At 72.8% G+C, this 26,279-nt stretch carries 23 protein-coding genes; 13 read left to right on the forward strand and 10 right to left on the reverse strand.

Features of this window, described 5'->3' with window-relative positions; genetic code table 11:
* The first annotated feature begins 55 nt into the window (after window positions 1-55).
* From N912_RS0106500 to N912_RS0106545, 10 genes are all read left to right on the forward strand, one after another.
* Window positions 56-652 (forward strand): TetR/AcrR family transcriptional regulator, encoded by a 597-nt coding sequence (locus N912_RS0106500; protein ID WP_028921809.1) that lies wholly within the window; start codon window positions 56-58, stop codon window positions 650-652.
* A gap of 242 nt (window positions 653-894) precedes the next feature.
* Window positions 895-2,202, forward strand: a complete 1,308-nt coding sequence (locus N912_RS49890) for an amino acid permease (RefSeq protein ID WP_037063665.1) — start codon at window positions 895-897, stop codon at window positions 2,200-2,202.
* Between the two features lie 31 nt (window positions 2,203-2,233).
* Window positions 2,234-3,136 carry a LysR family transcriptional regulator gene (locus tag N912_RS49895; RefSeq protein ID WP_037062893.1) on the forward strand — a complete coding sequence of 301 codons (903 nt, stop codon included), beginning with the start codon at window positions 2,234-2,236 and terminating at the stop codon, window positions 3,134-3,136.
* 111 nt (window positions 3,137-3,247) lie between these two features.
* Complete coding sequence (locus tag N912_RS0106515; RefSeq protein WP_028921810.1) at window positions 3,248-4,096, forward strand: mycofactocin-coupled SDR family oxidoreductase; 849 nt, start codon at window positions 3,248-3,250, stop codon at window positions 4,094-4,096.
* Between the two features lie 67 nt (window positions 4,097-4,163).
* The gene (locus tag N912_RS0106520) at window positions 4,164-5,453 is read left to right on the forward strand and encodes an MFS transporter (protein ID WP_028921811.1); all 1,290 of its coding nucleotides are present in this window, start codon (window positions 4,164-4,166) and stop codon (window positions 5,451-5,453) included.
* A gap of 57 nt (window positions 5,454-5,510) precedes the next feature.
* Window positions 5,511-7,019, forward strand: coding sequence for a 4Fe-4S dicluster domain-containing protein (locus N912_RS0106525; RefSeq protein WP_028921812.1), 1,509 nt, complete (start codon window positions 5,511-5,513; stop codon window positions 7,017-7,019).
* A 37-nt stretch (window positions 7,020-7,056) separates the two neighbouring features.
* Entirely contained in the window at window positions 7,057-9,897 is a 2,841-nt protein-coding gene (locus tag N912_RS0106530; protein ID WP_028921813.1) for a molybdopterin-dependent oxidoreductase, read from the forward strand.
* Window positions 9,891-11,003, forward strand: a complete 1,113-nt coding sequence (locus N912_RS0106535) for an Mrp/NBP35 family ATP-binding protein (RefSeq protein ID WP_028921814.1) — start codon at window positions 9,891-9,893, stop codon at window positions 11,001-11,003. The genes N912_RS0106530 and N912_RS0106535 overlap by 7 nt, the downstream gene beginning before the upstream one ends.
* A complete protein-coding gene (locus N912_RS0106540) occupies window positions 11,000-11,359 on the forward strand; it encodes a DUF202 domain-containing protein (RefSeq protein ID WP_028921815.1) in 360 nt (119 codons plus the stop codon). Before N912_RS0106535 ends, N912_RS0106540 begins: the two co-directional genes overlap by 4 nt.
* Window positions 11,356-11,682, forward strand: a complete 327-nt coding sequence (locus tag N912_RS0106545; RefSeq protein WP_028921816.1) for a DUF202 domain-containing protein — start codon at window positions 11,356-11,358, stop codon at window positions 11,680-11,682. Before N912_RS0106540 ends, N912_RS0106545 begins: the two co-directional genes overlap by 4 nt.
* Here N912_RS0106545 and N912_RS0106550 read toward each other — a convergent pair.
* The gene (locus N912_RS0106550) at window positions 11,659-13,275 is read right to left on the reverse strand and encodes an FAD-dependent monooxygenase (RefSeq protein WP_028921817.1); all 1,617 of its coding nucleotides are present in this window, start codon (window positions 13,273-13,275) and stop codon (window positions 11,659-11,661) included. The genes N912_RS0106545 and N912_RS0106550 overlap by 24 nt on opposite strands.
* A 36-nt stretch (window positions 13,276-13,311) precedes the next feature.
* Between N912_RS0106550 and N912_RS0106555 the strand changes: the two genes are divergently transcribed.
* On the forward strand, window positions 13,312-13,737 hold the full coding sequence (locus N912_RS0106555; protein WP_051579944.1) for a MerR family transcriptional regulator: 426 nt from the start codon (window positions 13,312-13,314) through the stop codon (window positions 13,735-13,737).
* Here the strand turns inward: N912_RS0106555 and N912_RS0106560 are convergent.
* Window positions 13,734-14,618 (reverse strand): ABC transporter substrate-binding protein, encoded by an 885-nt coding sequence (locus tag N912_RS0106560; RefSeq protein WP_037063667.1) that lies wholly within the window; start codon window positions 14,616-14,618, stop codon window positions 13,734-13,736. The genes N912_RS0106555 and N912_RS0106560 overlap by 4 nt on opposite strands.
* 83 nt (window positions 14,619-14,701) lie before the next feature.
* Window positions 14,702-15,445: a GntR family transcriptional regulator gene (locus N912_RS0106565; protein WP_028921820.1), complete on the reverse strand. Its 744-nt coding sequence runs from the start codon at window positions 15,443-15,445 to the stop codon at window positions 14,702-14,704.
* Window positions 15,446-15,596: 151 nt separating this feature from the next.
* Here N912_RS0106565 and N912_RS49900 point away from each other — a divergent pair, with 151 nt between their 5' ends.
* On the forward strand, window positions 15,597-17,003 hold the full coding sequence (locus N912_RS49900) for an MFS transporter (protein ID WP_051579756.1): 1,407 nt from the start codon (window positions 15,597-15,599) through the stop codon (window positions 17,001-17,003).
* Window positions 17,003-18,205, forward strand: coding sequence for an amidohydrolase (locus N912_RS0106575; RefSeq protein ID WP_028921821.1), 1,203 nt, complete (start codon window positions 17,003-17,005; stop codon window positions 18,203-18,205). The genes N912_RS49900 and N912_RS0106575 overlap by 1 nt, the downstream gene beginning before the upstream one ends.
* Here N912_RS0106575 and N912_RS49905 read toward each other — a convergent pair.
* The 7 genes from N912_RS49905 to N912_RS0106610 are packed head-to-tail and all read right to left on the reverse strand — an operon-like array spanning window position 18,192 to window position 26,263.
* Entirely contained in the window at window positions 18,192-19,568 is a 1,377-nt protein-coding gene (locus N912_RS49905) for an amino acid permease (RefSeq protein ID WP_051579757.1), read from the reverse strand. The two genes, N912_RS0106575 and N912_RS49905, sit on opposite strands and share 14 nt — an antisense overlap.
* 3 nt (window positions 19,569-19,571) lie before the next feature.
* Complete coding sequence (leuD, locus tag N912_RS0106585) at window positions 19,572-20,183, reverse strand: 3-isopropylmalate dehydratase small subunit (protein ID WP_028921822.1); 612 nt, start codon at window positions 20,181-20,183, stop codon at window positions 19,572-19,574.
* Window positions 20,183-21,463 carry an MFS transporter gene (locus N912_RS0106590; protein ID WP_245645191.1) on the reverse strand — a complete coding sequence of 427 codons (1,281 nt, stop codon included), beginning with the start codon at window positions 21,461-21,463 and terminating at the stop codon, window positions 20,183-20,185. The genes leuD and N912_RS0106590 overlap by 1 nt, the downstream gene beginning before the upstream one ends.
* Window positions 21,460-23,121 (reverse strand): amidohydrolase, encoded by a 1,662-nt coding sequence (locus N912_RS0106595; RefSeq protein WP_028921824.1) that lies wholly within the window; start codon window positions 23,119-23,121, stop codon window positions 21,460-21,462. The genes N912_RS0106590 and N912_RS0106595 overlap by 4 nt, the downstream gene beginning before the upstream one ends.
* On the reverse strand, window positions 23,118-24,524 hold the full coding sequence (gene leuC, locus N912_RS0106600; protein ID WP_028921825.1) for a 3-isopropylmalate dehydratase large subunit: 1,407 nt from the start codon (window positions 24,522-24,524) through the stop codon (window positions 23,118-23,120). The genes N912_RS0106595 and leuC overlap by 4 nt, the downstream gene beginning before the upstream one ends.
* Window positions 24,524-25,603 carry a 3-isopropylmalate dehydrogenase gene (gene leuB / locus N912_RS0106605; RefSeq protein WP_028921826.1) on the reverse strand — a complete coding sequence of 360 codons (1,080 nt, stop codon included), beginning with the start codon at window positions 25,601-25,603 and terminating at the stop codon, window positions 24,524-24,526. Before leuB ends, leuC begins: the two co-directional genes overlap by 1 nt.
* A gap of 9 nt (window positions 25,604-25,612) precedes the next feature.
* Window positions 25,613-26,263, reverse strand: coding sequence for a GntR family transcriptional regulator (locus tag N912_RS0106610; protein WP_028921827.1), 651 nt, complete (start codon window positions 26,261-26,263; stop codon window positions 25,613-25,615).
* Window positions 26,264-26,279: the final 16 nt, after the last annotated feature.

Raw genomic sequence — 26,279 nt, forward strand, 5'->3', positions numbered from 1 at the left:
CCCCCGGCCGCGGCCGGGCGCCAACTATCCTCGACCCGACCAGCGAGGAGAGTCCATGCCGCCCACCGCCCGGCGTCGAACCCCGAGCGTGGCTGTCCGCGATGCGCTGCTGCGCGCCGGGCGGCAACTGCTCGACCAGGGCGGCCCCGCCGCCCTGGGCATCCGCGACATCGCCGCCGTCGCCGGGGTCTCCCCCATGGGCGTCTACCAACGCTTCGGTTCCAAGGAAGGCATCCTCAACGCCCTGCTCGAGCAGGGCTTCACCGATCTCGGCACGGCGATCAACGTCACCCCCGACCCCGCTCGACCTCTTCGCGCCCTTGCCACCGGGATGGCCCACTATCGCGAGTTCGCGATCGCCAACCCCGGGCTCTACCGACTCATGTTCGACCTGCCGTTCCCCGACTTCAGCCCCTCGCCCACCGCGATCTCCGCGTCCCGAGCCACGTTCGATCGCCTCATCGACGCCGTCCGCCTCTGCATCGCCACCGGTGACCTGAGGCCCGACGACCCCGACGAGCTCGCCCAACAGATCTGGGCCGGCTGCCACGGAGCGGTCAGCCTCGAACTGCGCGGCATCGGGTTCGTCGCCGACCCCGCCAGCCACTACCGCAACCTCACGCACACCCTGATCCGCGGCCTGGCTCCCTGAACGCGGTCACCGACGCACCGGTTCCGACCGCGCGAGGGTTGGTCCCATTGCCCGATCCGAAACTGGCCCTCGTCGCCGGTCCAGTTGGCTCGTACGGTGACTCGCACCACACGGCCGTTCGGCCTGAGACCCGCCGCGACGCCGCCTGTCGGGCCGGCCGGCGCACAGAGGAGCCGATGTTGAGCACAGATACCACTGGAACCCAGACCGACGGCCTGCGGCAGAGCCTCAAGCGCCGGCACATGAACCTGATAGCGCTCGGCGGCGTCATCGGCGCTGGGCTGTTCGTGGGCAGCGGCGTGGTCATCCACGCGACCGGGCCGGCGACGGTGGTGTCGTTCCTGGTCGCGGGCGGGATCGTGGTGCTGGTGATGCGGATGCTCGCCGAGATGGCGGTGGCGAAACCCGCGGTGGGGTCGTTCTACGTCTACGCCCGCGAGGCGCTGGGCAACCGGGCGGGGTTCGTGGTCGGCTGGATGTACTGGTACTTCTTCGTCATCGTGGTGGCGCTGGAGGCGGTGGCCGGCGGGCGGATCATCAACCTGTGGCTGCCGAACGTGCCGCTGTGGGCCGTCTGCCTGGTGCTGATGGCGGTGCTCACCGGGACCAACCTGATCTCGGCGCGGTCCTACGGCGAGTTCGAGTACTGGTTCGCCTCGATCAAGGTGTGCGCGATCGTGGTGTTCCTCGGGCTCGGCGCGCTGTACCTGCTCGGGCTGTGGCCCAACGCGCAGGGCGGGCTGGGCAACCTGGTCGGGCACGGCGGGTTCGCCCCGCTCGGCATCGGCGCGATCCTGGCCGGGGTGGTGCCGTGCATCGGCTTCTACACCGGCGCGGAGATCGTGACGGTCGCGGCGGCGGAGTCGTCGGAGCCGCGCGCGGCGGTGGCCAGGGCGATGCGGTCGATCATCCTGCGGGTGCTGGTGTTCTACATCGGCTCGACGCTGATCGTGGTGTCGGTGCTGCCGTGGGACTCCCCCGCCATCGCGGTGAGCCCGTACGCGGCGGTGCTCGGCGCGCTGGGCGTCCCGGGCGTCGAGGCGATCATGAACGGCGTGGTGCTGGTCGCCGTGCTGTCCTGCCTGAACTCCGCGCTGTACGCGGCGTCGCGGATGCTGTTCGCGCTGACCCGCAACGGCGACGCGCCGCGCGGGTTCACCAGGCTCAGCCGGACCGGGGTGCCGAGGCGGGCGATCCTGGCCGGCACCGTGGTCGGCTTCGTCTCGGTGATCTTCGCGTTCTTCTCCCCGGACGTGGTGTTCGCGTTCATCGTCAACTCGTACGGCGCGGTGGCCCTGTTCGTGTACCTGATGATCGCGGTCTCGCAGGTCACCATGCGGCGGCGGATGGCCGACCGGGGCGCCGAGCTGCCGCTGAAGATGTGGCTGTTCCCGTGGCTGAGCTACGCCACCATCGCGGCGATGGCCACGGTGATCCTGGCCATGGCGTTCCTGCCGGACACCCGCTCGCAGTTCTTCCTCAGCCTGTTCACGGTGGCGGTCATCCTGGTCGCGTACCAGGTCCGGACGCGGCGTTCGCCGACGGGCTGACCCCGGGCGGGCGGAGGTAGTGTCCCGTCCCATGCCGCTGTCTCCGAGAGTGCCGGACATCGGGGCGCTCGACCTGCTGCTCAGCGTTGCCCAGCTGGGCAGCCTGGGCCGGGCCGCCCAGGAGCACGGCATCTCGCAGCCGGCCGCCGGCTCGCGCATCCGCCACCTGGAGGGCCTGCTCGGGCTGTCGCTGATCGAGCGGTCCGCGCTGGGGTCGCGGCTCACGGCGGACGGGGCGATGGTGGCGGACTGGGCGCGTGACGTGGTGAGCGCGGCGGCCACGCTGGACGCGGGGGTGGAGGCGCTGCGCTCCGACCACGCCGGGCGGCTGCGGGTGGCGGCCAGCTTGACCGTGGCGGAGTACCTGGTGCCCCGCTGGCTGATCGACCTGCGGGCTCGCCAACCCACCGCGACGGTGGCGCTGCGGGTGGTGAACTCGACGGAGGTAGGCCGGCTGGTGGTGGCCGGCGAGGTCGGGCTGGGCTTTGTGGAGTGCCCGGTGGTGCCGCCGGGCCTGGACTGCCGGGTGGTCGGGCACGACAGGCTCACCCTGGTGGTGCATCCCGGGCACCGCTGGGCCGCCCGGCGCCGGCCGGTGGAGCTTCCCGAGCTGGCCGCCACGCCGTTGGTGCAGCGCGAGCCCGGCTCCGGCACCCGGGACACCGTGGAGGCGGTGCTGGACGGCCAGCCGGACGTGGCGCAGCCGGTGGTGGAGCTGTCCTCCACCGCGGCGATCAAGGCGGCGGTGGAGGCCGGGGTGGGCCCGGCGGTGCTCAGCGGGCTGGCGGTGGCCGACGAGCTGCGCCGGGGCACGCTGGTCGCCGTCGACGTCCAAGGCGACATGAGCCGGACGCTGCGCGCGGTCTGGGCGCACGGGCGGCGCGTCGGCCAGGAATACCGCGACGTGCTCGCCGTCGCCGAAATGCGCGTATAGAAATCCAATTGCCGATCCGGCATCGCCGAGCGTTCCCATTGGCATAACTCGACCCGGTCGGGACTGGTAGTTGTGTGGGGAATTCCCGTTCACGAGCCGGAGGAAATTGACATGGGTCGGGTCGAAGGCAAGGTTGCGCTGATAACGGGCGCGGCGCGCGGGCAGGGGCGGTCACACGCGGTGCGGCTGGCCGAGGAGGGCGCGGACATCGTCGCGGTGGACATCTGCGCCGATCTCCCGTCGGTGCGGTACCGCGGCGCCACCGAGGAGGACCTGGCCACCACCGTCGGGTTGGTCAAGGACCGGGACCGGCGGATCGTCGCGCACCGGGCCGACGTCCGCGACTCCTCGGCGCTGCGCGCGATCGTGGACGAGGCGGTCGCCGAGTTCGGCCACGTCGACATCGTCTGCGCGAACGCGGGCATCCTCGGCTTCGGCCGGTCCTGGGAGCTCTCCGACGAGGCCTGGCGGGAGATGATCGACGTCAACCTGACGGGCGTGTGGAGGACGGCGAAGGCCGCGATCCCGCACATGATCGAGCACGGCACCGGCGGCTCGATCATCCTGACCAGCTCGGTGGCTGGCCTGGGCGGCGTCGCGAACCTGGCGCACTACGCGAGCGCCAAGCACGGCCTGGTCGGGCTGATGCGCACGCTCGCCGTCGAGCTGGCCCCGCACTCGATCCGGGTCAACTCCGTGCACCCCACCACCGTGGACACCCCGATGGTCAACAACGACGTGGTCCCCGGCCTGTTCCTGCCGGGCGTCGAGAACCCGACCATGCGCGACGCCGAGCCCATCATGAAGTCGATCAACGCGCTGCCCGTTCCGTACCTCGAGGCGGCGGAGGTCAGCAACGCCGTGCTCTGGCTGGCCTCCGACGAGGCCCGCTACGTGACGGGGGTGACCCTGCCGGTGGACGCCGGCTCCGTCGCGCCATTCAAGATCCCGCACGGCTGAGCGCGGCGGGCGGTGTCGTGAACGTCGCGTTGCGGTCGGGGGCGCGACGGCACGATGATCACGGGTCATGACCGTGGGGGACAGTGCGTCGGAGCGCCGGATCGGGTTCGTCTCGTTCATCGGGACGGTGGTGGAGTTCTACGACTTCTTCATCTACGGCACGGCGGCGGCGTTGGTGTTCCCCGCGGTGTTCTTCCCGGCGCTCGGGGCGGCGGCCGGCGCGGTGGCGGCGTTTGCCACGTTCGGGGTGGCGTTCCTGGCCCGGCCGCTGGGTTCGGCGCTGTTCGGCCACCTCGGCGACCGGCTGGGCCGCAAGCGCACGTTGATCTACACGCTGCTGCTCATGGGGCTGTCCACCGTCGCGGTGGGGCTGCTGCCGGGCGCGGCGGTGATCGGCGTCGCGGCCCCTGTCGTGCTGGTGCTGCTGCGGCTGCTGCAGGGCGTCGCGGTGGGCGGCGAGTGGGGCGGCGCCGCGCTGCTGGCGGTGGAGCACGCCCCGGAGGGGCGCCGGGGCCGCTACGGCATGTACCCGCAGCTCGGGCCGGGCACCGCGTTCGGGCTGACCAGCCTGACGTTCCTGGTCAGCGGGGTGGCGATGAGCCCGCCCGCGTTCCTGAGCTGGGGGTGGCGGATCCCGTTCCTGCTCAGCGCGGTGCTGGTCGGGGTCGGGCTGTACGCGCGGCTGCGGGTCGCGGAGACGCCGGTCTTCGCCGAGGCGCTGGCCCGTGGACAGCGGGACAGCGCGCCGCTGCTGACGGCCCTGGCACGGCACTGGCGGCGGATCCTGCTCTGCGGTGGCGCGCTGAGCGCCGCGTTCGGGCTGAACTACATCGGCACCGTGTACCTGACCAACTACGGCACCGCCACGCTGGGCCTTTCCAACCGCACGATGCTGCTGCTGGGCGTGATCGGCGGTGTCGTGCTGGCCGCCGCGACGGCGGCCGGCGCGTGGGCGTCCGACCGGGTGGGCCGGCGGCGGATGGTGCTCGGCGGGAACATCGGGGCGATCGTCGTCGGCGCGGCGGCGTTCCCGATCATCGACACCGGCCGGGTGGCGCTGGTCGGGCTCGCGCTGTGCCTGCTGCTCGTCGTGGGCGGCGCGAGCCTCGGCCCGGCCGCCGCGTACGTGGCGGAGCTGTTCGCCACCGGCCACCGGTACACGGCCGCCGGCCTGAGCTACAACCTGGCCACCATCGTCGGCGGCGCGGTGCCCCCGGTGCTGGCCGCCGCGCTGGTCGCCGCCTACGGCAGCTTCGCCGTCGGCCTGCTGATGTCCGCGTTCGGCGTGCTCGGCGTGTTCTGCGTACTCGCCCTTCCCGAGACCGCGCGAATAGACGGCGTCCTAGGGCGCGCTTAGGCACCCCAAAACGGGAGTTAGTTCCGCCGACCGGGTATTCGGACCTAGCGTAATCGCGTGCGCTACGGCTTCGCGATCGACCAGAGAACGTGCATCGGGTGCCACGCGTGCACGGTGGCCTGCAAGACCGAGCACGAGGTGCCGGTCGGCCAGTTCCGCACCTGGGTCAAGTACGTCGACCAGGGCACCTTTCCGAACAACACGCGCGATTTCGGGGTGATGCGCTGCAACCATTGCACCGACGCCCCGTGCGTGGCGATCTGCCCGACCCAGGCGCTGTTCAAGCGCGACGACGGCATCGTCGACTTCGACGGCGAGCGGTGCATCGGCTGCAAGAGCTGCATGCAGGGCTGCCCGTACGACGCGATCTACATCGACGAGAACACCCACACCGCCGCCAAGTGCAACTTCTGCGCGCACCGGGTCGACGAGGACCTGGAGCCGGCGTGCGTGGTGGTCTGCCCGACGCACTCGATCTGGGTGGGCGACCTGGACGACCCGGACAGCGGGATCTCCCGGCTGGTCAACTCGAACCCGGTGTCGGTGCGCGCGCCCGAGCAGAACACCGGCCCGAACGTCTTCTACCTCGGCGCGGACCGTGCCGTGCTGGACCCGCTGGCCGCGCCGGTGGACGGCAGCTACCTGTTCTCCTCCCCCGACCCGCACCGGGCGGAGGTCAGCGCGGACCTGCCGGTGGACCCGGTCACCGGGGCGCGCACCACGCTGAACACGCCGCACCCCCGACCCTGGGGCTGGCGGGTGACCACGTACCTGTGGACCAAGGCGGTGGGCGGCGGCGCGCTGCTGGTCGCGGCGCTCGCGGCGCTGGTGGGTGTCGACCTCGGGGTGCTGGGCACGGTCGTGGCCCCGGCGCTCGGCGTGGCGGGGGCGGCGGTCACCGGGGCGCTGCTGGTCTGGGACCTCAAGCGGCCGGAGCGGTTCCTCTACATCTTCCTCAAGCCCAACTTCCGGTCCTGGCTGGTGCTCGGCGCGTACACGCTCGCCGGGTTCTCGCTGGTCGCCGGCGTGTGGCTGGTGCTGGGGATCGCGGTGGAGGCCGGTGTGATCACCTCTGCCGACACCGCGTTGACGGTGCTGGCCGTGCTGGGCGTGCCGGCCGGGGCGATGGTCGCCGGGTACACCGGGTTCCTGTTCGGCCAGGCCGAGGGGCGCGACCTGTGGCAGTCGCCGCTGCTGTTCTGGCATCTGATCGTCCAGGCCGTGATGGTCGGGGCGGGCGCGCTGGTGTTGTGCGGCGGCGGTGGCAACGGCCTGGTGGTCGGCGCGCTGGCGGTGGCCACGGTGGTGCACGGGCTGATGCTGGTGCTGGAGTACGGGGGCCGGCACGGCGGCCGCCACGCCGCCTCGGCCGCTCACATGATCACCCACGGGCGGTACGCGCGGACGTTCTGGCTCGGCGCGGTCGCCCCGGTGGTCGCCGCCGCGGTGCTGGCTCCGCTGGGCGGCGGCGTGCCGGCCGTGGTGGCCGGGATCGCCGTGCAGGCCGCCCTGCTGGCCTACGAGTCGGTGTTCGTCCGCGCCGGCCAGGACGTCCCGCTGTCGTAACCGCCCCCGCGCCCACCACCACGGGAGACCCGATCCGATGACCCGCACAGTTCCCGAACGCCCCGCGCTGCCCGGCGCCCGCACCCACGAGCACCTGCGCAACTACCCGCCGCCGGAGACCTGGGACCACCACGTCGAGTACGACGCCAAGGCACACCCCCGCAAGGTCCCGCACTCCTACCTGCTGGTGCCGACCACCTGCTTCAACTGCGAGTCCGCCTGCGGGCTGCTGGCCTACGTGGACAAGGACGACCTGTCGATCAAGAAGGTGGAGGGCAACCCGGCGCACCCCGGCTCGCGCGGCCGCAACTGCGCCAAGGGCCCGGCCACCATCAACCAGGTCGACGACCCGGAGCGGGTCCTGCACCCGCTGCGCCGCACCGGTGAGCGCGGCGGCGGCGAGTGGGAGCGGGTGAGCTGGGACGACGCCCTCGACGACATCGCCGGCCGGATCCGTACCGCGATCCTGGACGGGCGCCACGAGGAGGTCATGTACCACGTCGGCCGGCCCGGCGAGGACGGCTTCGCCGAGCGGTTCCTGCAGGCCTGGGGCATCGACGGGCACAACAGCCACACCAACGTGTGCTCCTCGGGGGCGCGGTTCGGCCAGACGCTGTGGGGTGGCTTCGACAGGCCCTCCCCCGACCACGCCAACGCCAAGGTCATCCTGCTGTTCTCCTCGCACCTGGAGACCGGGCACTACTTCAACCCGCACGCCCAGCGGATCCTGGAGGGCAAGCAGGCCGGCGCGAAGCTGGTGGTCGTCGACCCTCGGATGTCCAACACCGCCTCGCACGCGGACGCCTGGCTGGCGCCCTGGCCGGGCAGCGAGGCGGCGATCCTGCTGGCCATCGCGTCGTACCTGCTGCGCACCCGCCGCATCGACGAGCCCTACCTGCGGCGCTGGTTCAACTGGCGGACCTACCTGGCCGAGCTGCACCCGGACGCCGAGCCGACCTTCGAGTCGTTCCTGGATGCGTTGGAGGCGGACTACGCGCCGTACACCTTCGCGTTCGCCGCCGAGGAGTCGCAGGTCCCGGCCGAGAAGATCGAGGAGATCGCCCGGCTGGTCGCGGGCTGCGACGGCCGGCTGGCCGCGCACATCTGGCGCTCGGCCGCCGCCGGCAACCTGGGCGGCTGGCAGGTGTCGCGGGCGCTCTGGTTCGTCCTCGCGCTCACCGGCTCGATCGGCGCGAAGGGCGGGACCAGCCCGAACGGATGGAACAAGTTCATCCCGCACGGACCGGACGTGCCCGCGCACGACCACTGGAACCCGCTGGCCTGGCCGGCGGAGTACCCGATGTCGTGCAACGAGATGTCGATCCTGCTGCCGCATATGTTGGCCGAGGGCAGGGGCCGGGTGGACGTGTACTTCTCCCGGGTGTTCAACCCGATCTGGACCTACCCAGACGGGTTCGCCTGGATGCGCGCGCTGTCCGACCCCGACCAGGTGGGGCTGCACGTGGCGCTCACCCCGACCTGGTCGGAGACCGCCGAGTTCGCCGACTACGTGCTGCCGATGGGGCACTCGGTGGAGCGGCACGACACGCACTCCTACGAGACGCACGCGGCCAAGTGGCTGGGGTTCCGCCAACCGGTGCGCCGGGTGGCGATGGAGAAGCTGGGCATGCCGGTCGGCGACACCCGCGACGCCAACCCCGGCGAGGTGTGGGAGGAGAACGAGTTCTGGTTCGAGCTGTCCTGGCGCATCGACCCGGACGGCTCGCTGGGCATCAGGCGGCACTTCGAGTCCCCGTACCGGGCCGGCGAGAAGATCACCGTCGACGAGTACTACCGGTGGGTCTTCGAGAACCGGGTGCCGGGGCTGGCCGAGAAGGCGGCGGCCGAGGACATGACGCCGCTGGGGTACATGCGCAAGTACGGCGTGGTCGAGGTGGCCACCGATGTGTACCGGGCGGACGAGCGCCCGCTCGCCCCCGCCGAGCTGGACGGCGCCTCGCCGGACGCCGAGGGCGTGCTGCGCAAGCCGGTCGATGCCGACTCCGTCCCGCCGTTGATCGGCGAGGCCGGCGCGGTGGGCGTGCGGCACGAGGACGGCACCGCGACCGCGGGCTGGCTCACGCCGTCGCGCAAGCTGGAGGTCTACTCCACGGCGATGCGGGACTGGGGCTGGGCCGAGCACGCCACGCCGGGCTACATCCGCTCGCACGTGGCCCGCTCGGAGATCGACCTGGCGGCCGGCGACCTGGTGCTGGTGCCGACGTTCCGGCTGCCCACGCTGATCCACACCCGGTCGGGGAACGCGAAGTACCTCAACGAGATCTCCAACTCGCACCCGCTGTGGCTCAACTCCCGCGACGCGAGCCGGCACGGAGTGAGCACCGGTGACCTGGTTCGGCTGGGCACGTCGATCGGGTACCTGGTGGCCAGGGTGTGGGTCACCGAGGGCATCCGGCCGGGGGTGTGCGCGCTGTCGCACCACATGGGCCGCTGGCGGCTGCACGACACCGAGGGCAGCCGGTGGGCGCAGGGCCTGGTGGACATCTCGCATCCGGACGGGCCGGACTCGTGGCTGCTGCGCTACCGGGGCGGCATCGCGCCGTTCAGCTCCGACGACCCGGACTCGGAGCGGATCTGGTGGACCGACCCGGGCGTGCACCAGAACCTCGCGTTCGGTGTGCAGCCCGACCCGCTGTCCGGCATGCACTGCTGGCTGCAGAAGGTGCGGATGGAGCGGGCGCGTCCCGAGGACAGGTACGGCGACGTGTACGTCGACGCGCGCCGCTCCACCGAGGTGTACCGGGAGTGGCTGGCCAAGGCCCGCGCCACCCTCGGGCCGGGCGGGCAGCGGCGGCCGGAGTTCATGATGCGCCCGGTCAAGCCCCGGCGCCGCGCGTTCCGGGTCGACCCATGTTGACCAGGCACGCGGACGTCGACGTGGCTCGGGTCCATCAAGCGCTGGACGCCGTGCGCGATCCGGAGCTGGGACGACCGCTGTGCGAGCTGGGCATGCTCGGGGACGTGCGGGTCCGGCGCGGCCGGGTGCGGGTGGAGGTGCGGCTGACCACCGCGAGCTGCCCGCACACCGACGAGCTGCGGTCGGCGGTGACGACGGCGGTGTCGGGGCTGGACGGGGTCCGGGGCGTCGAGGTGTCGTTCGCGGCGATGCCGGCTCGGGAGCGAGCGGAGCTGGGCGAGCGGCTGCGGGCGGACACACCGTCGCTCGGCGGCGGCGGGCTCGGCGGCGGGCCGGCGATCTACGCGGTGGCCAGCGGCAAGGGCGGCGTCGGCAAGAGCACGGTCACCGCCAACCTGGCCGCCGCGCTCGCCGCCTCCGGGCAGCGGGTCGGCGTGCTCGACGCGGACGTCTGGGGCTACTCCATACCGAGGCTGTTCGGTGTGCGGCGCGGCCCGGTGGTGCTCGGCCAGCGGATGTTGCCGGTGCCGGCGCACGGGGTGGCGCTGATGTCCGTCGGGTTCTTCGTCAGCGAGGACGACCCGGTGGTCTGGCGCGGGCCGATGCTGCACAAGGCGCTGTCGCAGTTCGTCACCGACACCCACTGGGGCACGCTGGACGCGCTGTTCGTGGACCTGCCGCCGGGGACCGGTGACGCCACCCTCTCGCTGCTCGAACTGCTGCCCGACGCGGCGCTGCTGGTGGTCACCACCCCGCAGCTCGCCGCTCGCGCGGTGGCCTCCCGGGTGGTGCGGATGGTCTCCGGACAGGTCGCGGGCGTGGTGGAGAACATGAGCGCGGCCGTGTGCGGCTGCTGTGGCGAGGCCAATGCGGTCTTCGGCTCCGGCGGCGGCGCGCTGCTGGCCGAGGAGGCCGGCGTGCCGCTGCTCGGCCAGGTCCCGCTGGACGTCGAGCTGCGCGAGGCCGGGGATCGCGGCCGGCCGGTGGTGCTCGGCTCGCCGGCCGCCGCGTCCGCCCGGGAGCTGTCCCGGATCGCCACCGGGTTGCCGGCGCCGCGCCGCAAGCTGGCCGGCCGTCCGCTCCCGCTGTCGGTGGTGGGTCGGTGACGCCCGATACCGACGAGGAGTTCGAGCCGGACTACCGGTTCACCCTGGCCAACGAGCGGACCTTCCTGGCCTGGCTGCGCACCGCGCTGGCCCTGCTCGCCGGTGCGGTGGCCGTCGTCCAGCTCGTCCCGGAGTTCACCGTCGCCGGCGCGCGCGACGTGCTCGGCGGGCTGCTGGCGCTGATGAGCCTGGTGGCCGCCGGCGCGGGCCTGCGCCGCTGGACCCGGGTGGACCACGCCATCCGCCGAGGCCTGCCGCTGCCCTGCCTGCGGGTGCCCCGGGTGCTCACCGCCGGGTTCATGCTGATCGCGCTGCTCGCGCTGGCCCTGCTCATCGCCGGGCTGGTCTCCCGATGACCCCGCGCCGCGACGCCACCGACGGCCTGCAGCCCGAGCGAACCGCCCTGGCCTGGAGCCGCACCTCCCTGGGCAGCCTCACCGGCGGGGCGCTGCTGCTGCTGCGCCACATCGAGCACTACCACGGCCCGCTGCGGCTGCTGCCCGCCGTGATGGCGCTGGTCATCGCCGCGGCCGCGTACGCGATCGGCCAGCGCCGCCTCACCGCCCTGCGCTCCCGCCCGCTGCCGTCTTCGCGGTCGATCCGCCGGCAGGTGCTCGCGCTCGGCTGGGCCGTCATCGCGCTCACGGTGGTGACGTCAGTGGTCCTCGGCGTCTCCTGAGTCCCGCGAGAGAACCCGGCCGAGGACGGCGGGGAGCCCTTGAGGGTCGAGCGTGGCGGCGCGCCAGCAGACGAACCCATCCGGCCGCACCAGCACCGCGCCGTCTGGCCCGATCCCGGCGAGGTCGAGGAACCTTCGCTCCGGGTCGCCGAGGGCGTCGGCGTCGGGCTCGTCGAGAACCTGGTAGGCACGCACCGGGACGTCGAGTGCCGAGGCAGCGCCCAGCCATTGCCGTCCTTGCGGGCCGGTGAGCAGCAGCCAGTCCGGCCCGGCCAGGTCGGTGGTGGACACCCGGGTGCCGTTGGACACCAGCCAGTGGTGCGGCATCCGGTAACCCGGTCGTGCCTCGTCCCGGTAGACGTCGAGGTCGTCATCCCGTTCGCCGGTGATGACCGCCGAGGAGCGGTACCCGTAGAACATCATCGCGCGCAGGTAGGCCTCGAACTCCCCCAGCTGGGCGTGCAGGCGTGGCCGGTCGGATGCGCCGATGCCCACGCCGAGGGTGCCCACCCGGGAGATGTCCACGGACGCCGTCGCGGCCAGCCGCCGCTCGGCCTCGTAGCTGTCCAGCAACGCGGGTCCGGCGTGGCCGCGCAGCACGGCCGCGAGCTTCCAGGCCAGGTTGTGGCCGTCCTGGATGCCGGTGTTCATCCCGAGGCCCCCGGCGGAGGTCTGGACGTGCGCGGCGTCGCCGGCGAGGAACACCCGGCCCCGCCGGAACGCGGACGCGATGCCGAGCGTCGCCTCCCAGGTGTTCGCCGCGAGCAGCTCGATCGACACCGCCGGGTCCCCGATCGCGGCACGCACCAGCCGGACGGTCCGCTCGCGGGTCAGCGGCTCGGGATGTTCCGGCTTGCCGGGGTAGCTCATGATGTGCGTCGTCCACAGGTCGTCGCCGTTGAGCGAACCGATCGCCGCGTACACGTCGTCGTTGCGTACGAAACAGAACCGGGCCTCCCGTTCGTAGCGCGGGTCGGCGATGCTGGCGCGGTAGAACGCGGTGTGCACGGTCCCGGCCACCTCGCGGTCGGGCATGGTGAGCCCGAGCCGGGAGCGGACCGTGCTGTTGGCGCCGTCCGCGGCGACGAGGTAGGCGCAGGTGATCTCGCGGCGTTCGCCGCCGGCGTCGACCAGCGTGGCCCGAACCCGCCGGTCGTCGGCGTCGACGCCGACCAGGTCCGTGTCGAAGCGCACCTCACCACCGCGAGCGAGGATCTCCGACAGGAGCAGCCGCTCGATCCGGTCGCTGGTCACCATCAGGCGCGGAGCCGGGGTGCAGGACATCACCCGCTCGACGAAGCGCGCGGGCAGCCGGCTCCGGTCGAGCACGTCGCCCACGCCGCGGTCCTTGAGCACCCACAGGTAAGGGTTGCGCGGCCGCCACCCGACGCGGTCCAAGTCGCCCGCCAACCCCCCGGCACGGAACAGCTCGACCGTGCGCGCGCTGGAGTTCGCCCTCGGGTGCTGCCCGGTGCCACCGCGCCGTTCCACGACGAGCGGCCGAACCCCCTGCGTGGCCAGGAAGAACGCCGTGGACAACCCGACCGGCCCGCCACCCACCACCAGCACCGGGACGTCATGCGTGTCGCTCATGCCCGGATCGTGCACGCTGAAGCCGACTTCAGTTCAATGGGCGATGTGACAGACCGGCGTTTCTCGATCAGCTTCGTGGCCCGACGCTTCGGCATGCGCGTGTCCGCCCTGCGCTACTACGACCGGATCGGCCTGTTGAAGCCCGCCGAGCGCAGGGGAAACGTCCGCTACTACGACCGCGTGGAGCTACGCCGGCTTGCGCTCATCCACCGGCTGCATCGGCAGGGCATGGTCAGCCTCGCCGACACGGCGGCGCTGCTCTCCAGGGGGCCGGCCTGGCACGACGTCCTGCGCTCGTCCGCCGGGGAGCTTCGACGCCGGATCGAGGAGATGCAGGCCGCCCACCGGACCTTGGAGCACCTCCTCCAATGCCCCGGTCGCGACCCCATCCGCGACTGCCCGTACCTGCACGAGGAGTTCGAAACCGAGGTCGACGCCGCCCTCGCCGCCCAGCGCGGCTAGGCCACTCGACGGATGGAGCCCTCGGGCGGGTCCCGCACGGCGCCGGGGTGCAAGATCGCCGCGATCGCCTCGACGCCGTCGACCAGGCGGGGACCGGGGCGCACCACTATCGCGTCGGCGTCGATCGCCCACACCTCGGCGTCGGGGAACCGTCCAGCGACCGCTCGGGCCTGCTCGGCCGCGCCGTCGAGGCGGAACCCACAAGGCGCGACGAGCACGACATCCGGCGCCGCGGAGGTGAACTCCCGCCAGGTGGTCCGCTCCGAACGGTCGCCGGGGCGCGCGGCGACCGGTTCGCCCCCGGCGCGGACGACCAGATCGGGGATCCAGTGCCCGGCGGTGAACGGTGGGTCGGTCCACTCCAGCACCGCGACCCGTGGCCGGGTCCGCCCGGCGACCGCCTCGGTCACCGCCGCCAGCCGCTCGGCCAGGCTCGCCACCAGCGCCTCGGCCCGGTCCGGCACCCCGGTGGCGGATCCCACCGCGCGGATGGTGTCCAGCACCTCGTCGAGGGTGTGTGGATCGAGCGACAACACCTCGGCGTCGCAGCCGAGGTAGCTCAGCGCGTCGGTGACCCGGTCCGACGGCAGCGCGCACACCCGGCACAGGTCCTGAGCCAGGATCAGCTGTGGGTCCAGCCCGGCGAGGGCGTCGGCGTGCAACGTGTAGAGGTCGGCGCCGGCGGCCAGCCGCGTCCTGACGTACTCGTCGATCTCGCCGGGGCTCATCCCACGGGTGTCCCCGCCGCCGACCACGACCGCCTTGTCCAGCCGCGCCGACGCCGGCTCGTCACACTCGAACGTGACCCCGACCAGCTCGGAGTCCACACCCAACGCGTAGACGATCTCCGTCGCGGACGGCAGCAGCGACACCACCCGCATGGCCACCATCGTGCCGGCCCAACCCGTGAGTGGCTAGGGCCGTCATAGCGGCCCCAGCCACTCACGGGTTGCCCGGGTGCGCGTCAGCGGGCCTGGCGCACCAGGACGGCCGGGGCGCCGCTGGGGAACAGGTACTTCGCCGTCAGCACCGGGGTGTCCCCGGCCGTGACGACCTGGGTGGCGAGGACGACGGGCGTGTCCGGGGGCCGGCCGAACGTCGTGCCCCGGCGGCTGCCCAGGATGGTGGCCGTCAGCATGCTGGTAGCGCGCAGCGGCAGCCCCGGCAGGTTCGTCACGATCGCGTGCAGCATGGTGTGCGGCGCCGACTCCGCGTCGTCCAGGATCCGAGGCAGGTCGGGGTCGACGCCGGCGAGCGCGTCGTCGTGCAGGCTCCACTCCTCGGCGAGGCAGGCGGGCACGCCGTCGGCGTCCACCACGCTCTCCCAGAACCTGACCTCGCGGCTGGCCGGCACCGGCAGGTGGCGCAGGACCAGGTCGGTGGGCTCCTCCACCCCGCGCTGGAGCGGTCGGACCTTGCTGGTGTCGCCGCCGAGCAGCTGTTCGAGCGGCTGCAGCCGTTCGAAGCCGCGACGCAGCGCCCCGGTGCTGACGGTCCGGCCCACGCCGCGCCGGACGGTGATCACACCGTCCTCCTGGAGCAGGATCAACGCCTCCCGCAGGGCCGGCCGGCTGACCCCGAGCGCGGCGGCGAGCGCCGGCTCGGTGGGCAGCGTGGAGCCGAGCGGATAGGTCCCCGCGCGGATGCCGTCCACGATCCGCTCGTAGAGGTCGACGACGGGTCGCCGTCGCGGTCCCTGGACCGGCATCTCTCCCCCTTTGACGTGATGCTGTCAGACAAGCTGCGGCGGCGGTGTAGGACATCAAGCCTTGACCAGCGTGCCAATCGTAGACCATCATCGGCCCGGTCGGTGCTACTTGTCAGACAAGCTCGGTCCACATCGAGGTGGAGGCTCTGAGATGGCGGTTCCCCAGGCGTCCACCACCGGGTCGTCGACGCGGGAGGGCGGCGGGCTGGTCCTGGCCCTGGTGCTGGCCGTCGCGGCGTTCGACATCAACTCCACGATGCTGGCGCCGGCGCTGCCCGACGTGGCGGACCGGCTGCACACGACCAGCGGCCTGGTCGGCCTCTCCCAGACGCTGTTCTTCCTGCTCGCGGCCGTGGGTCAGGTGACCATCGCGCGACTGAGCGACTACCTGGGACGGCGCCGGCTGCTGTTGTTCGCGGTGACCGTGCTGATCGTGGGCGAGGCGGCCTGCGTGCTCGCGCCGAACATCACCGTGTTCCTCATCGGGCGGTCGCTGCAAGGCATCTCCGCGGCCACGTACACGCTGGCGTATCTGATCATGCGCGAGACGCTGTCGCCGGAGCGGTTCGGGCGCGGCATCGGCATCGTCACCGCCGTCGGGGGCGGCATCGCCGGCATCGACGTGATCATCGCCGGCTGGGTGGCCGACCACATCGGCTTCCGGGGGATCTTCGTGGCCACCTTGGTGGTCACCGTGATCGCGCTGGTCGCGGTGTACCTGCGGGTGCCGGACACGCGCGCGAACGGCGGCGGCACGATGGACTGGGCGGGCGCGGCCTGCCTGGGGGTCGGGCTCAGCGGTCTGCTGCTCGCGCTCAACCAGGGCGCGGCGTGGGGCTGGTCGTCCCCGTTCACCCTCGCCCTGCTGGCCGTCGGGGTGCTCGGGCTCGTCGCGTTCCCGGTCGTCGAGAAGCGCGTCCGCAATCCCGTGATCGACACCGCGTCGCTGGCCTCGCGCCAGGTCTGGCCGCTGCTGGCGACCACGACGTTCCTGCTCGCCGGTGTGTTCGGCATGCTGAACTTCACGATCCCGCTGCTGACCCAGGCGTCGGGCGGGTACGGGCTGTCGGCGACCGCGTCGGCGCTGCTGTTCCTGACGCCCGCCTCGCTGCTCGGCGTGATCGCCGCGCCGATCGCCGGGCACTTCGGGCCGAGGGTCGGCTGGCTGCGTTCGGTGCGGATCGGCGCGGTCGGCACCGCCGTCGCGTTCGTCCCGCTGGCGCTGTTCGCGGGGTCGCCGTGGGTCGCGGGCCTGGCGTTGGCGGCGTTCGGGATCACCTTCACCGGTTACAGCCAGACCGCGCTGACCGGCCTGTCGGTGGAGGCCGCGCCCGCCGACAAGCCGGGCTCGGTGCCGGGCATCAACGGCGCCTGCTTCGGGCTGGGCGCCTCGCTGGGCATCGCGGTGGCGGCCAACATGGTCTCCGCTCTGGCCGGCGACGGCCCGCCGAGCTTTGCCGCGCTCCAGGCGGCGGTGTGGTGTTCCGGGGGCTTCGTCGTCCTCGGCGTGCTGGCCAGCCTGCTGACCACCCAACCATGTCGACGAGAGGTTCGATGATGTCGCGCATCCTTCTGACGAACGCCCGGGTGAACGGCGCCGAGCAGGCGGGCACGATCGCCGTGCGGGACGGCGTGGTCGAGTCGGTGACCGACCTGCCGCCCGCGCCGCAACCCGGTGACCGGGTGGTGGACCTCGGCGGGCAGATCGTGCTGCCGGGGTTCGTCGACGGGCACTGCCACGCCGACAAGTCGCTCTGGGGCGAGCCGTGGGTGCGGCGGACCTCCGAGGTGGTCTCCATGGAGCAGATGTTCGAGGACACCGTCGCCCAGTGGGCCGCCACCACGACCCCCGTCGCGACGCGAGCCCGGGCGTTCCTCGACGAGTGCGTCGCGTTCGGCTCCACGACGATCCGCACGTTCGTCGACGTCGCGCCGGAGATCGGGCTGTCCGGCATCGAGGGCCTGCTCGAGGTCCGCGAGGACATGCGCGGTCTGACCGACCTGAGCATCGTCGCGTTCCCGCAGCTCGGCCTGTTGCGCCGGCCGGGCACCGACGCGCTGCTGGAGGAGGCGCTCAAGCTCGGCGTCGACGCCGTCGGCGGCCTGGACCCCGCCGGCATCGACGGCGACGCGCTGGCGCAGCTCGACATCGTCTTCGGGCTGGCCGAGCGGTACGGCGTCGCGGTCGACTTCCACATGCACGAGGACGGCGAGCTGGGCTGGTGGCTGATCCGCCGGATCGCCGAGCGCACCAGGGCGCTGGGGATGGCCGGCAAGGTCAGCCTCTGCGACGTGTTCAGCCTCGCCGACCCGACGCCCGAGCGGCTGCACGAGATGGGCACCACGCTGGCCGACGCCGGCATCGCCGTGGCCGTCGGGGTGCACGGGCTGCTGCCGGTGCCGGACGTGCGGACGCTGCACCGGCTCGGCGTGTCGATGTGCCTCGGCTCGGACTCCTCGCGCAGCCTCTGGTCGCCATGGGGCGACGGCGACATCCTGTCCAGGGCGATGTTCATGGCGTACAAGTGCTACTTCCGCCGCGACGAGGACCTGGAGTTCGCCCTCGACATGGCGACCACCCTGGGCCGGGAGGCGTTCGGGCTGCCGTCGGTCGAACCGCGCGCCGGCGATCCCGCCGACCTGGTCGCGCTGCCCGGCGAGGCGCTCGGCGAGATCGTGGTCTGCCCGCCCAGGCGCGGCCTGGTCATGAAGGCCGGACGGATCGTGGCCAGGAACGGAGCCCTGGTCAACAGCGAATGAGCCGCTCGCGCGTTCGCTCCCCCCGGTGGTTGGCGTAGGCGCCGATGGTGACGGCGGCGGCTACGGCCAGGGAGAGGATGACCTGCAGGCGGGCGGAGGCGTCGAAGAGCATTCCGATGACGATGGCGACCAGGGCGAGGATGACCAGGACGGTGATCCACGGGAAGCCCCACATCGCGACCCGTTCGGCACGCAGCGAGGCGCCGCGGTCCGCCGATCGCCGGCGGGCGAACAGCTGCGTCACCGCGATTCCGATGTAGACGAACAGGGCGAGCGTGCTGGTGGACTCCTGGATGAACAGGAACACAGTGTCCGGGGCGACGTAGTTGAAGACGACGGCGACCAGGCCCACCGCCGAGGCGGTGAGAACGGCGTTGCGGGGTACGCCGGCGCGGGTCGCGAGGCCGCAGAGCGCCGGGGCGCCGCCGCGGCGGGCGATGGAGAACATCATCCGCGAGGCGGTGTAGATGCTGGAGTTGAGGGCGGAGAGCACGGCGGTCAGCGCGACCAGCGTGATGATCTCGCCGGCCGCCGGGATGCGCAGGTGGCTGAGGACGGCGGCGAACGGGCCGATGACCAGCTCGTCGGCGCTCCACGGCACCAGGGTGACCACCACGACCATGCTGCCGATGTAGAACAGCAGGATCCGCCAGACCACGCTCCGGATGGCCTTGCGCAGCGCGGTGGTCGGCTCGCGCGACTCGGCGGCGGCGATGGTGACGATCTCGGTGCCGACGAAGCTGCCGACGATGATCAGGATGCCGGCGACGATCGCGCCGGGGCCGTGTGGCAGGAAGCCTCCGGCGCCGACCAGGTTGGACAGGCCCGGCGGCCGTGCGCCGGGGAGCAGCCCGACGATGGCGAGCGCGCCGATGGCGAGGAACGCGACGATCGCGGCGACCTTGATGGTGGCGAACCAGAACTCGAACTCGCCGAACGACCTGACCGACGCCAGGTTCGACGCGGTGAGCGCGACCAGGATGACCAGCGCGTAGAACCACTGCGGCAGCGCGGGCAGCCAGGCGTGCACGAGCCTGGCCCCGGCCGCGTCCTCGAGCGCGATCACGCCGAGCCAGTACCACCAGTACAGCCAGCCGATGATGAACCCGGCGCGCGGCCCGAACGTCTTCTCCGCGTAGGCCGAGAAGGAGCCGCTGTCCGGGTCGTTGGCGGCCAGCTCGCCGAGCATGCGCATGATGAACACGACGATCAGGCCGGTGATCGCGTAGCTGACGATGACGCCGGGGCCGACCTTGTGGATCGCCGAGCCGGACGCCACGAACAGCCCGGCGCCGATCACTCCCCCGATGGAGATCATCGTCAGGTGGCGTTGGCGCAGCGACCTGCCCAGTGCCTGAGGCATGGCTCACCCACCCCCAACCATGTCGGTGACCGGAAGCCAGGCGCGCCTCCTCGTCTCGTACCGCGCCACCAGGTCGATCTTTGCGAGGGTCAGCGCGATGTCGTCGAGCCCGTGCAGCAGCTGGTACCTGTCGCGCGGGTCGAACCGGAAGGCGATGTCGCGGGCCAGGTCGTGGTGGCGGACTACCTGGGCGTCGAGGTCGACGGTGATCCGGGTGGCCGGATGGCGCGAGACCGCCCGCCGCAGCCCGTCGATCTCGTCGGGGTCCAGGGTGAACGCCAGGAGGCCGTTCTTCGTCGCGTTCACCGCGAAGATGTCGCCGAGGCTCTCCGCGATGACGACGCGGAACCCGAAGTCGCGCAGCGCCCAGACGGCGTGCTCGCGCGAGGACCCGATGCCGAAGTCGGCGCCGGCCACCAGGATGCTGGCGCCGGCGAACTCCGGCCGGTTGAGCGCGAAGTCGGGGTCGCGGTCCCGCCAGCGCCGGAACAGGCCGTCGGCGAACCCCGTCCGGGTCAGCCGCTTCATGTAGGCGGCCGGGATGATCTGGTCGGTGTCGACGTTGTCGACGGCCAGCGGGACGGCGGTCCCGGTGTGGCGCACGAACGGTTCGATCATGCCGACGCCCACCGGCGGGCCAGCAGGCCACCCGTCCCGGTCGCCAGCGCGACGGCCACCAGCAGCACGGCCGCCGGCCACGACCGCCCGCCCGACCAGGCCACCAGCGCGCTCGCCACCACCGGGATGAACCCGCTCACCACGCCGCCGATGTTGTACCCGACGCCGACGCCGCTGTACCGGAATCCCGCCGGGAACAGGCTGGCGAGCAGCTCCCCGGCCACCGCGAAGGTGGTCGACAGGCACGCCACCCCGACCACCACCCCGACGATCACGCCGACCGCGGTGCGGGTGTCTATCAGCGCGAAGACCGGGAACGCGACGACCGCGGTGAGCGCCCCGCCGAGGGCACACACGGAGCCGGACCCGATCCGGTCCGCCAGCCGCCCGCTGACCACCAGCACCGCCATCTCCACGACCGCCGCCGCCAGCGTGGCGGCGAGCATCAGCCCGGGCGACAGGTGCAGGTTCATCGTGCCGTAGCTGATCACGAACGTGGTCATCAGGTAGAAGCCGCCGATGCCGAGCATCGACGCGGCCCCGCCGACGAGCAGCTCGGGCAGGCAGTTGCGGAACAGGTCGACCAGCGGCACCGACCGGCGCTCGTCGCGCTCCACCAGCCTGGCGAACTCGGGCGTCTCCTCGATCCGGCGCCGCATCCGCACGACGATCAGGAGCAGCGGGAACGCCGCGAGGAAGGGCAGCCGCCAGGCCCAGGCGTCGAACGTCTCCGGCGGCAGCAGCGAGACCAGGCTGAACGCTCCGGACGACAGCAACAGGCCGGTGGGCGAACCGAGCTGCGGCAGCGCCGCGTACCGGCCTCGGTGCGACGGCGGCGCGTGCTCCACGGCCAGGGTGATGGCGCCACCCCACTCGCCGCCCACGCCGATGCCCTGCAACACCCGCAGGCAGGTCAGCAGCAGCGGCGCCGCGACGCCGATCGTCGCGAAGTCGGGGAGCACGCCGATCAGCCCGGTGACGATGCCGATCATCGTCACCGTGACCAGCAGGGTGCGGCGCCGTCCCAGCCGGTCCCCGATGTGGCCGAACAGCGCGGCGCCGACCGGGCGGGCCACGAACCCGATCGAGAACGACGCGAACGCGGCGAGCGTGGCCACGGCGGGGTCGTGGCTGGTGAAGTACAGGCGGTTGAAGACGATCGAGGCCGCCGTGCCGTACAGGAAGTAGTCGTAGGCCTCCAGCGCGGTGCCGACGTAGGCGGCGACGGCCATCCGGCGGGCGAGGCCGTGGTCGTGGCGGATGGCTGTCTGGTTCACGCGGCGCCTCCTTGCGCGAGCGGCGGACCTGTCGTGCGGTCGTCGAGGTTGCCGGCGCCGTGGGTGCAGCGGCCGCCGACGAACGTGGCCCGCACTTCGATGTCGTCGATGCGGGAGGTGGGTACGGTGGTCGGGTCGTCGTCGAGCAGCGCAAGGTCGGCGAGCATCCCCGGTGCGATCCGGCCGCGGTCGTGTTCGGCGTGCGAGGCGTACGCGGCGTCGGTGGTGAACGCGCGCAGCGCCGTCTCGGCGTCGACCCGTTCGTCGGGTCCGAGCACGAGGCCGTTGCGGGTCCGGCGCTCGACCATGGACCGCATGCCGGCCAGCGGCGCGCCGGTGGACACGCACGGGCGGTCCGAGCTGCCCGCGACCCTCAGCCCGGCGTCGAGGAACGAGCGGTGTCGGTGGAAGGTCGCCGCGCGCTCGGGTCCCAGCGCGTCGGCCGCGGCGTCCCCGATCTCGTACAGGAAGCGCGCCTGCGGCACCGGGACCACGCCCAGCGCGGCCAGGCGCGGGAGCTGGTCCGGGCGCACCGTCGCCGCGTGCTCGATGCGGTGGCGCACGTCGTGGCGGGGCCGGAGCCGGTGCGCCAGCTCGAACGCGTCGAGGGCCAGGTCGATCGCGCGGTCGCCGATGGCGTGCGCGGCGACCCGCCAGCCCGCGCGGTGCGCGGCGACGACGAGCGCGCGCAGGGTCTCCTCGTCGTCCTGCAGGTAGCCGGCGCCGGGGTGGTCACGGAACGGTTCGGTGAGAGCGGCGGTGTGGCTGCTCAGCGCGCCGTCGAGGAACACCTTCATCGGCCCGATGCGGAGGTGGTCGTCGCCGAAGCCGCTGGTCAGGCCCAGGTCGAGGCCCACCGGCAGGTCGTCGTCGGGATGGCCGCGCAGCGGGTGCAGCGCGTCGCTGGCCGGCATCAGCTCGACCCGCTGCGCCAGCTCGCCCCGGCGGCGGGCGAGCTGGTACGCGGCGGCCTCCACCGGGCTGTGGCCGATCCAGCCGCCCCCGATGCCGGCCTCGGTGACGTGGGTCAGCCCCTCCGCGGCGTAGTGCCGCGCCGCCCGCGCCACCGCCGAGGCCAGCTCCTCCACCGGGTACGGCACGACCAGCGCCTTGACCAGGCCCTGGGCCTGCTCCTCCAGCCGCCCGGTGTCACGGTCGACGACGCCGCCCTCGGGCACCCGCACCGAGCCGTCCAGGACCCCCATGCGGTCGAGCAGCACGGTGTTGACGACGCAGACGTGCGCGGAGCGATGCTTGAGCCAGACCGGCCGGCCACCGCCGGCGCGGTCGAGCGCGGCCCGGTCCGGGTGGCCGCCCAGCGCGAAGTCGTCGTAGCCGGCGCCGATCACCCACGCGTCCGAGGGCAGCCCGGCGGCCCGGCGGGCCACCGCGTCGTAGAGGTCGGCCATGCTCGCGGTGGTGCTCAGGTCCAGCTCGGCGAGGGAGAGCCCGAACCAGGCCATGTGGTTGTGCGCGTCGGCGAAGCCGGGGACCAGGGTGGCGCCGTCGCAGTCCACGACGGTGCGCGCGCCCAGCTCGGTGACGTCCTCGTCGACGCCGACGATCCGCCCGTGCAGCACCCCTACCGCGCTGGCGGCCGGACGGTCCGGATCGAGCGTGCGCACCCGGGCGTTGCGGAGCAGCAGGTCGAGTCTCATACCGGCGCCAACTCGCCCGGAGAGGCAAGGCGCCCCGCGACCGCGCTCGCCGCCGCCACCGACGGCGACGCCAGATGGGTGCGCCCGCCCTGGCCCTGGCGCCCCTCGAAGTTCCGGTTCGAGGTCGACACCGCGCGCTCGCCGGGGCCGAGCTGGTCGGGGTTCATGCCCAGGCACATCGAGCAGCCGGCGCCGCGCCACTGCGCACCGGCCCGCCGGAACACCTCGTCCAGCCCCTCCGCCTCGGCCTCGGCCCGCACCCGCGACGAGCCGGGCACCACCAGCATCCGCACCCGGGGGCGCACCCGCCGGCCGCGCAGCACGTCGGCGGCGGCGCGCAGGTCCTCCAGCCGGCCGTTCGTGCACGACCCCAGGAACACCACGTCGATGTCGATCTCCCGCATCGGCGTGCCCGGCCGCAGGCCCATGTACGCCAGCGACCGCTCCGCCGCCTCCCGCCGCCCGCCCGCCAGCTCCTCCGGCGCGGGGACGTGCCCGGACAGCGCCGCGACCTGCGACGGGTTCGTGCCCCAGGTGACGAACGGGGTGACGTCGGCGGCGTCGATGCGGACGGTCCGGTCGAAGGCGTAGCCGTCGTCGGTGCGCAGGGTCCGCCAGTGCGCGAGCGCCTGCTCCCACCGCTCGCCGCGGGGCGCGTGCGGCCGCCCGCGCACGTACTCGAACGTGGTCTCGTCCGGCGCGATCATCCCCGCCCGGGCGCCGGCCTCGATCGACATGTTGCACAACGTCATCCGGGCCTCCATGGACAGCGCCCGAACCGCCGGCCCCCGGTACTCGATGACGTGGCCGCCGGCCCCGCCCGTGCCCAGCTCGGCCATGACCGCGAGCGCCAGGTCCTTCGCGCTGGTCCCTCGGCCGAGCGAGCCGTCGACCTGGACCGCCATCGTGCGCGGGCGCCGCTGAGTGATCGTCTGGGTGGCCAGCACGTGCTCGACCTCGCTGGTGCCGATGCCGAACGCGAACGCCCCGAACGCGCCGTGCGTGCTGGTGTGCGAGTCGCCGCACACGATCGTCATGCCGGGCAGGCTCAGCCCCAGCTCGGGGCCGATGACGTGCACGATGCCCTGCGACGGGGAGCCCAGCGAGTGCAGCGGCACGCCGAACTCGGCGCAGTTGGCGCGCTGCGCGAACACCTGCGCGGCGGACGCCGGGTCCTCGATCGGCAGCCCGATGCCCGTGGTCGGCACGTTGTGGTCCTCGGTGGCCAGCGTCAGCTCGGGGCGACGCACCGCCCGGCCGGCCTGGCGCAGCCCGTCGAACGCCTGCGGCGGGGTGACTTCGTCCATCAGGTGCAGGTCGACGTAGAGCAGTGTCGTGCCGTCGTCGGCCACGTCGACCACGTGGTCGTCCCAGACCCGGTCGAACAGGCTGCGCGGGCTCACTACCTGCCGCCGATCTCGCCGACCAGCCGCGCTCCCAGCTCCTCCGTCGACAGCACTTCGGCCCGGTCCGAGGCGAGGTCGGCCGGCAGGTCCCCGGCGAGGACCACCGCCTCGACCGCGCGCTCGATCGCCGCCGCCACGCGAGGTTCGTCGAGCGAGTGCCGGGCGAGCAGGGCGGCGGAGAGCACCGCCGCGATCGGGTTGGCCACGCCGGTGCCCGCGATGTCCGGGGCGGTGCCGTGCACCGGCTCGTACAGGCCCCACCGCTCGTCGTTGAGGGTGGCGGACGGGGCCAGCCCCAGCGACCCCATCAGCCCCGCGCCGATGTCGCTGAGGATGTCGCCGAACACGTTCTCGGTGACCACCACGTCGAACTGGCCGGGGTCGATCACGAACTGCATCGAGGCGTTGTCGACGTAGAGGTGGTTCGCCTCCAGGTCGGGGTAGCGGGCGAACACCTCCGACGCCACCGAGCGCCACAGCACGCTGGACTCCAGCACGTTCGCCTTGTCCACCGAGGTGACCTTCTTGTTCCGGGACCGGGCGAGCCGGCAGGCGAAGTCCACCACCCGCTCGATCTCGTCCGCGCGGTACTCGATCAGGTCGTACGCGTGCCGCTGGCCCTGTACGACGTCCTGCCCCCGGGTCGCGGTGAAGTAGGCGCCGCCGGCTGATTCGCGGACCACCACGAAGTCGAACCCGACCTCACCGAGCGGGCTGCCGGCCGGCACCAGGTTCCGCACCGGCCGCACGTTCGCGAACAGCCCGAAGTCGCGCCGGATCGGGAGCAGTCCCCCGGTCCCTGGTCGCTGTGCATAGGGCAGCTCGTCCCACTTCGGGCCGCCGACCGCGCCGCACAGCGCCGCGTCCGAGCGCCGGCAGAGCTCGACGGTCTCGGCCGGCAGCGGGGTGCCCACCGCGTCGATGGCCACGCCACCGAGCAGGCCGGGCACGAACTCAGCCGTCCGCCCCGCCGCGCGCAGCCCGGCATCCAGGACCGCCTGGGCGACCGAGGTGACCTCCGGCCCGATCCCGTCGCCGCCGAGCACCGCGATCGTGTAGTCAGCCGATGAGCTCAACCGTCCTCCTTACTCGGACCTCCCGGCCCAGATGCCGCGAGCGTGTCTGAGGTGCGCGATCATGAGCGCCCGGGCGTCGTCGGCCTTGTGCTGGGCCACCAGGTCGAGCAGCCGCTCGTGCTCGTCCGCCGACGCCTGGAACGCCCCCGTGCCCTCGACCTTGCGCAGCCCGTAGAGCCGCGTGTGGTCCCGAAGCTGGCCGACGACCTGCAGCAACCGCTCGTTGCCCAGGCAGGCGAGCACGCCGAGGTGAAACCGCCTGTCGACCTCCAGGAACCGAACCAGGTCGCCGGACGCGGCGTGCGCGGAGATCTCCCGGGCCAGGGCGCGCAGTGACTGCTCGTCGACCAGCAGGCCCCGCTGCGCGATCTCGGCGACGGCGGCGGGTTCGAGCATCGTGCGCAGCTGGAGGATCTCGTCGAGGTCGTGATCGGTGATCACCCGCACCCGGAAGCCGCGGTTGCGGGCCAGCGTCACCAGCCCCTCGGCGGCCAGCTGCGAGACGGCCTCCCGGACCGGGGTCGCCGACACCTCCAGCTCCTCGGAGATCGCGCTGATCGTGTACAGCTCGCCGGGCGCCAGCAGCCCGGCGATGATCTGCGCGCGCAGCACCCGCCCGGCCTGGCTGCGCAGCGTCTCGCTGCCCAGCGCCTGTGACATGGCATCCGCCCTCGGT

Origin of the sequence: Actinospineispora acaciae DSM 45401 (assembly GCF_000620785.1) — a bacterium.
Classification (GTDB): Bacteria; Actinomycetota; Actinomycetes; order Mycobacteriales; family Pseudonocardiaceae; genus Pseudonocardia; species Pseudonocardia acaciae.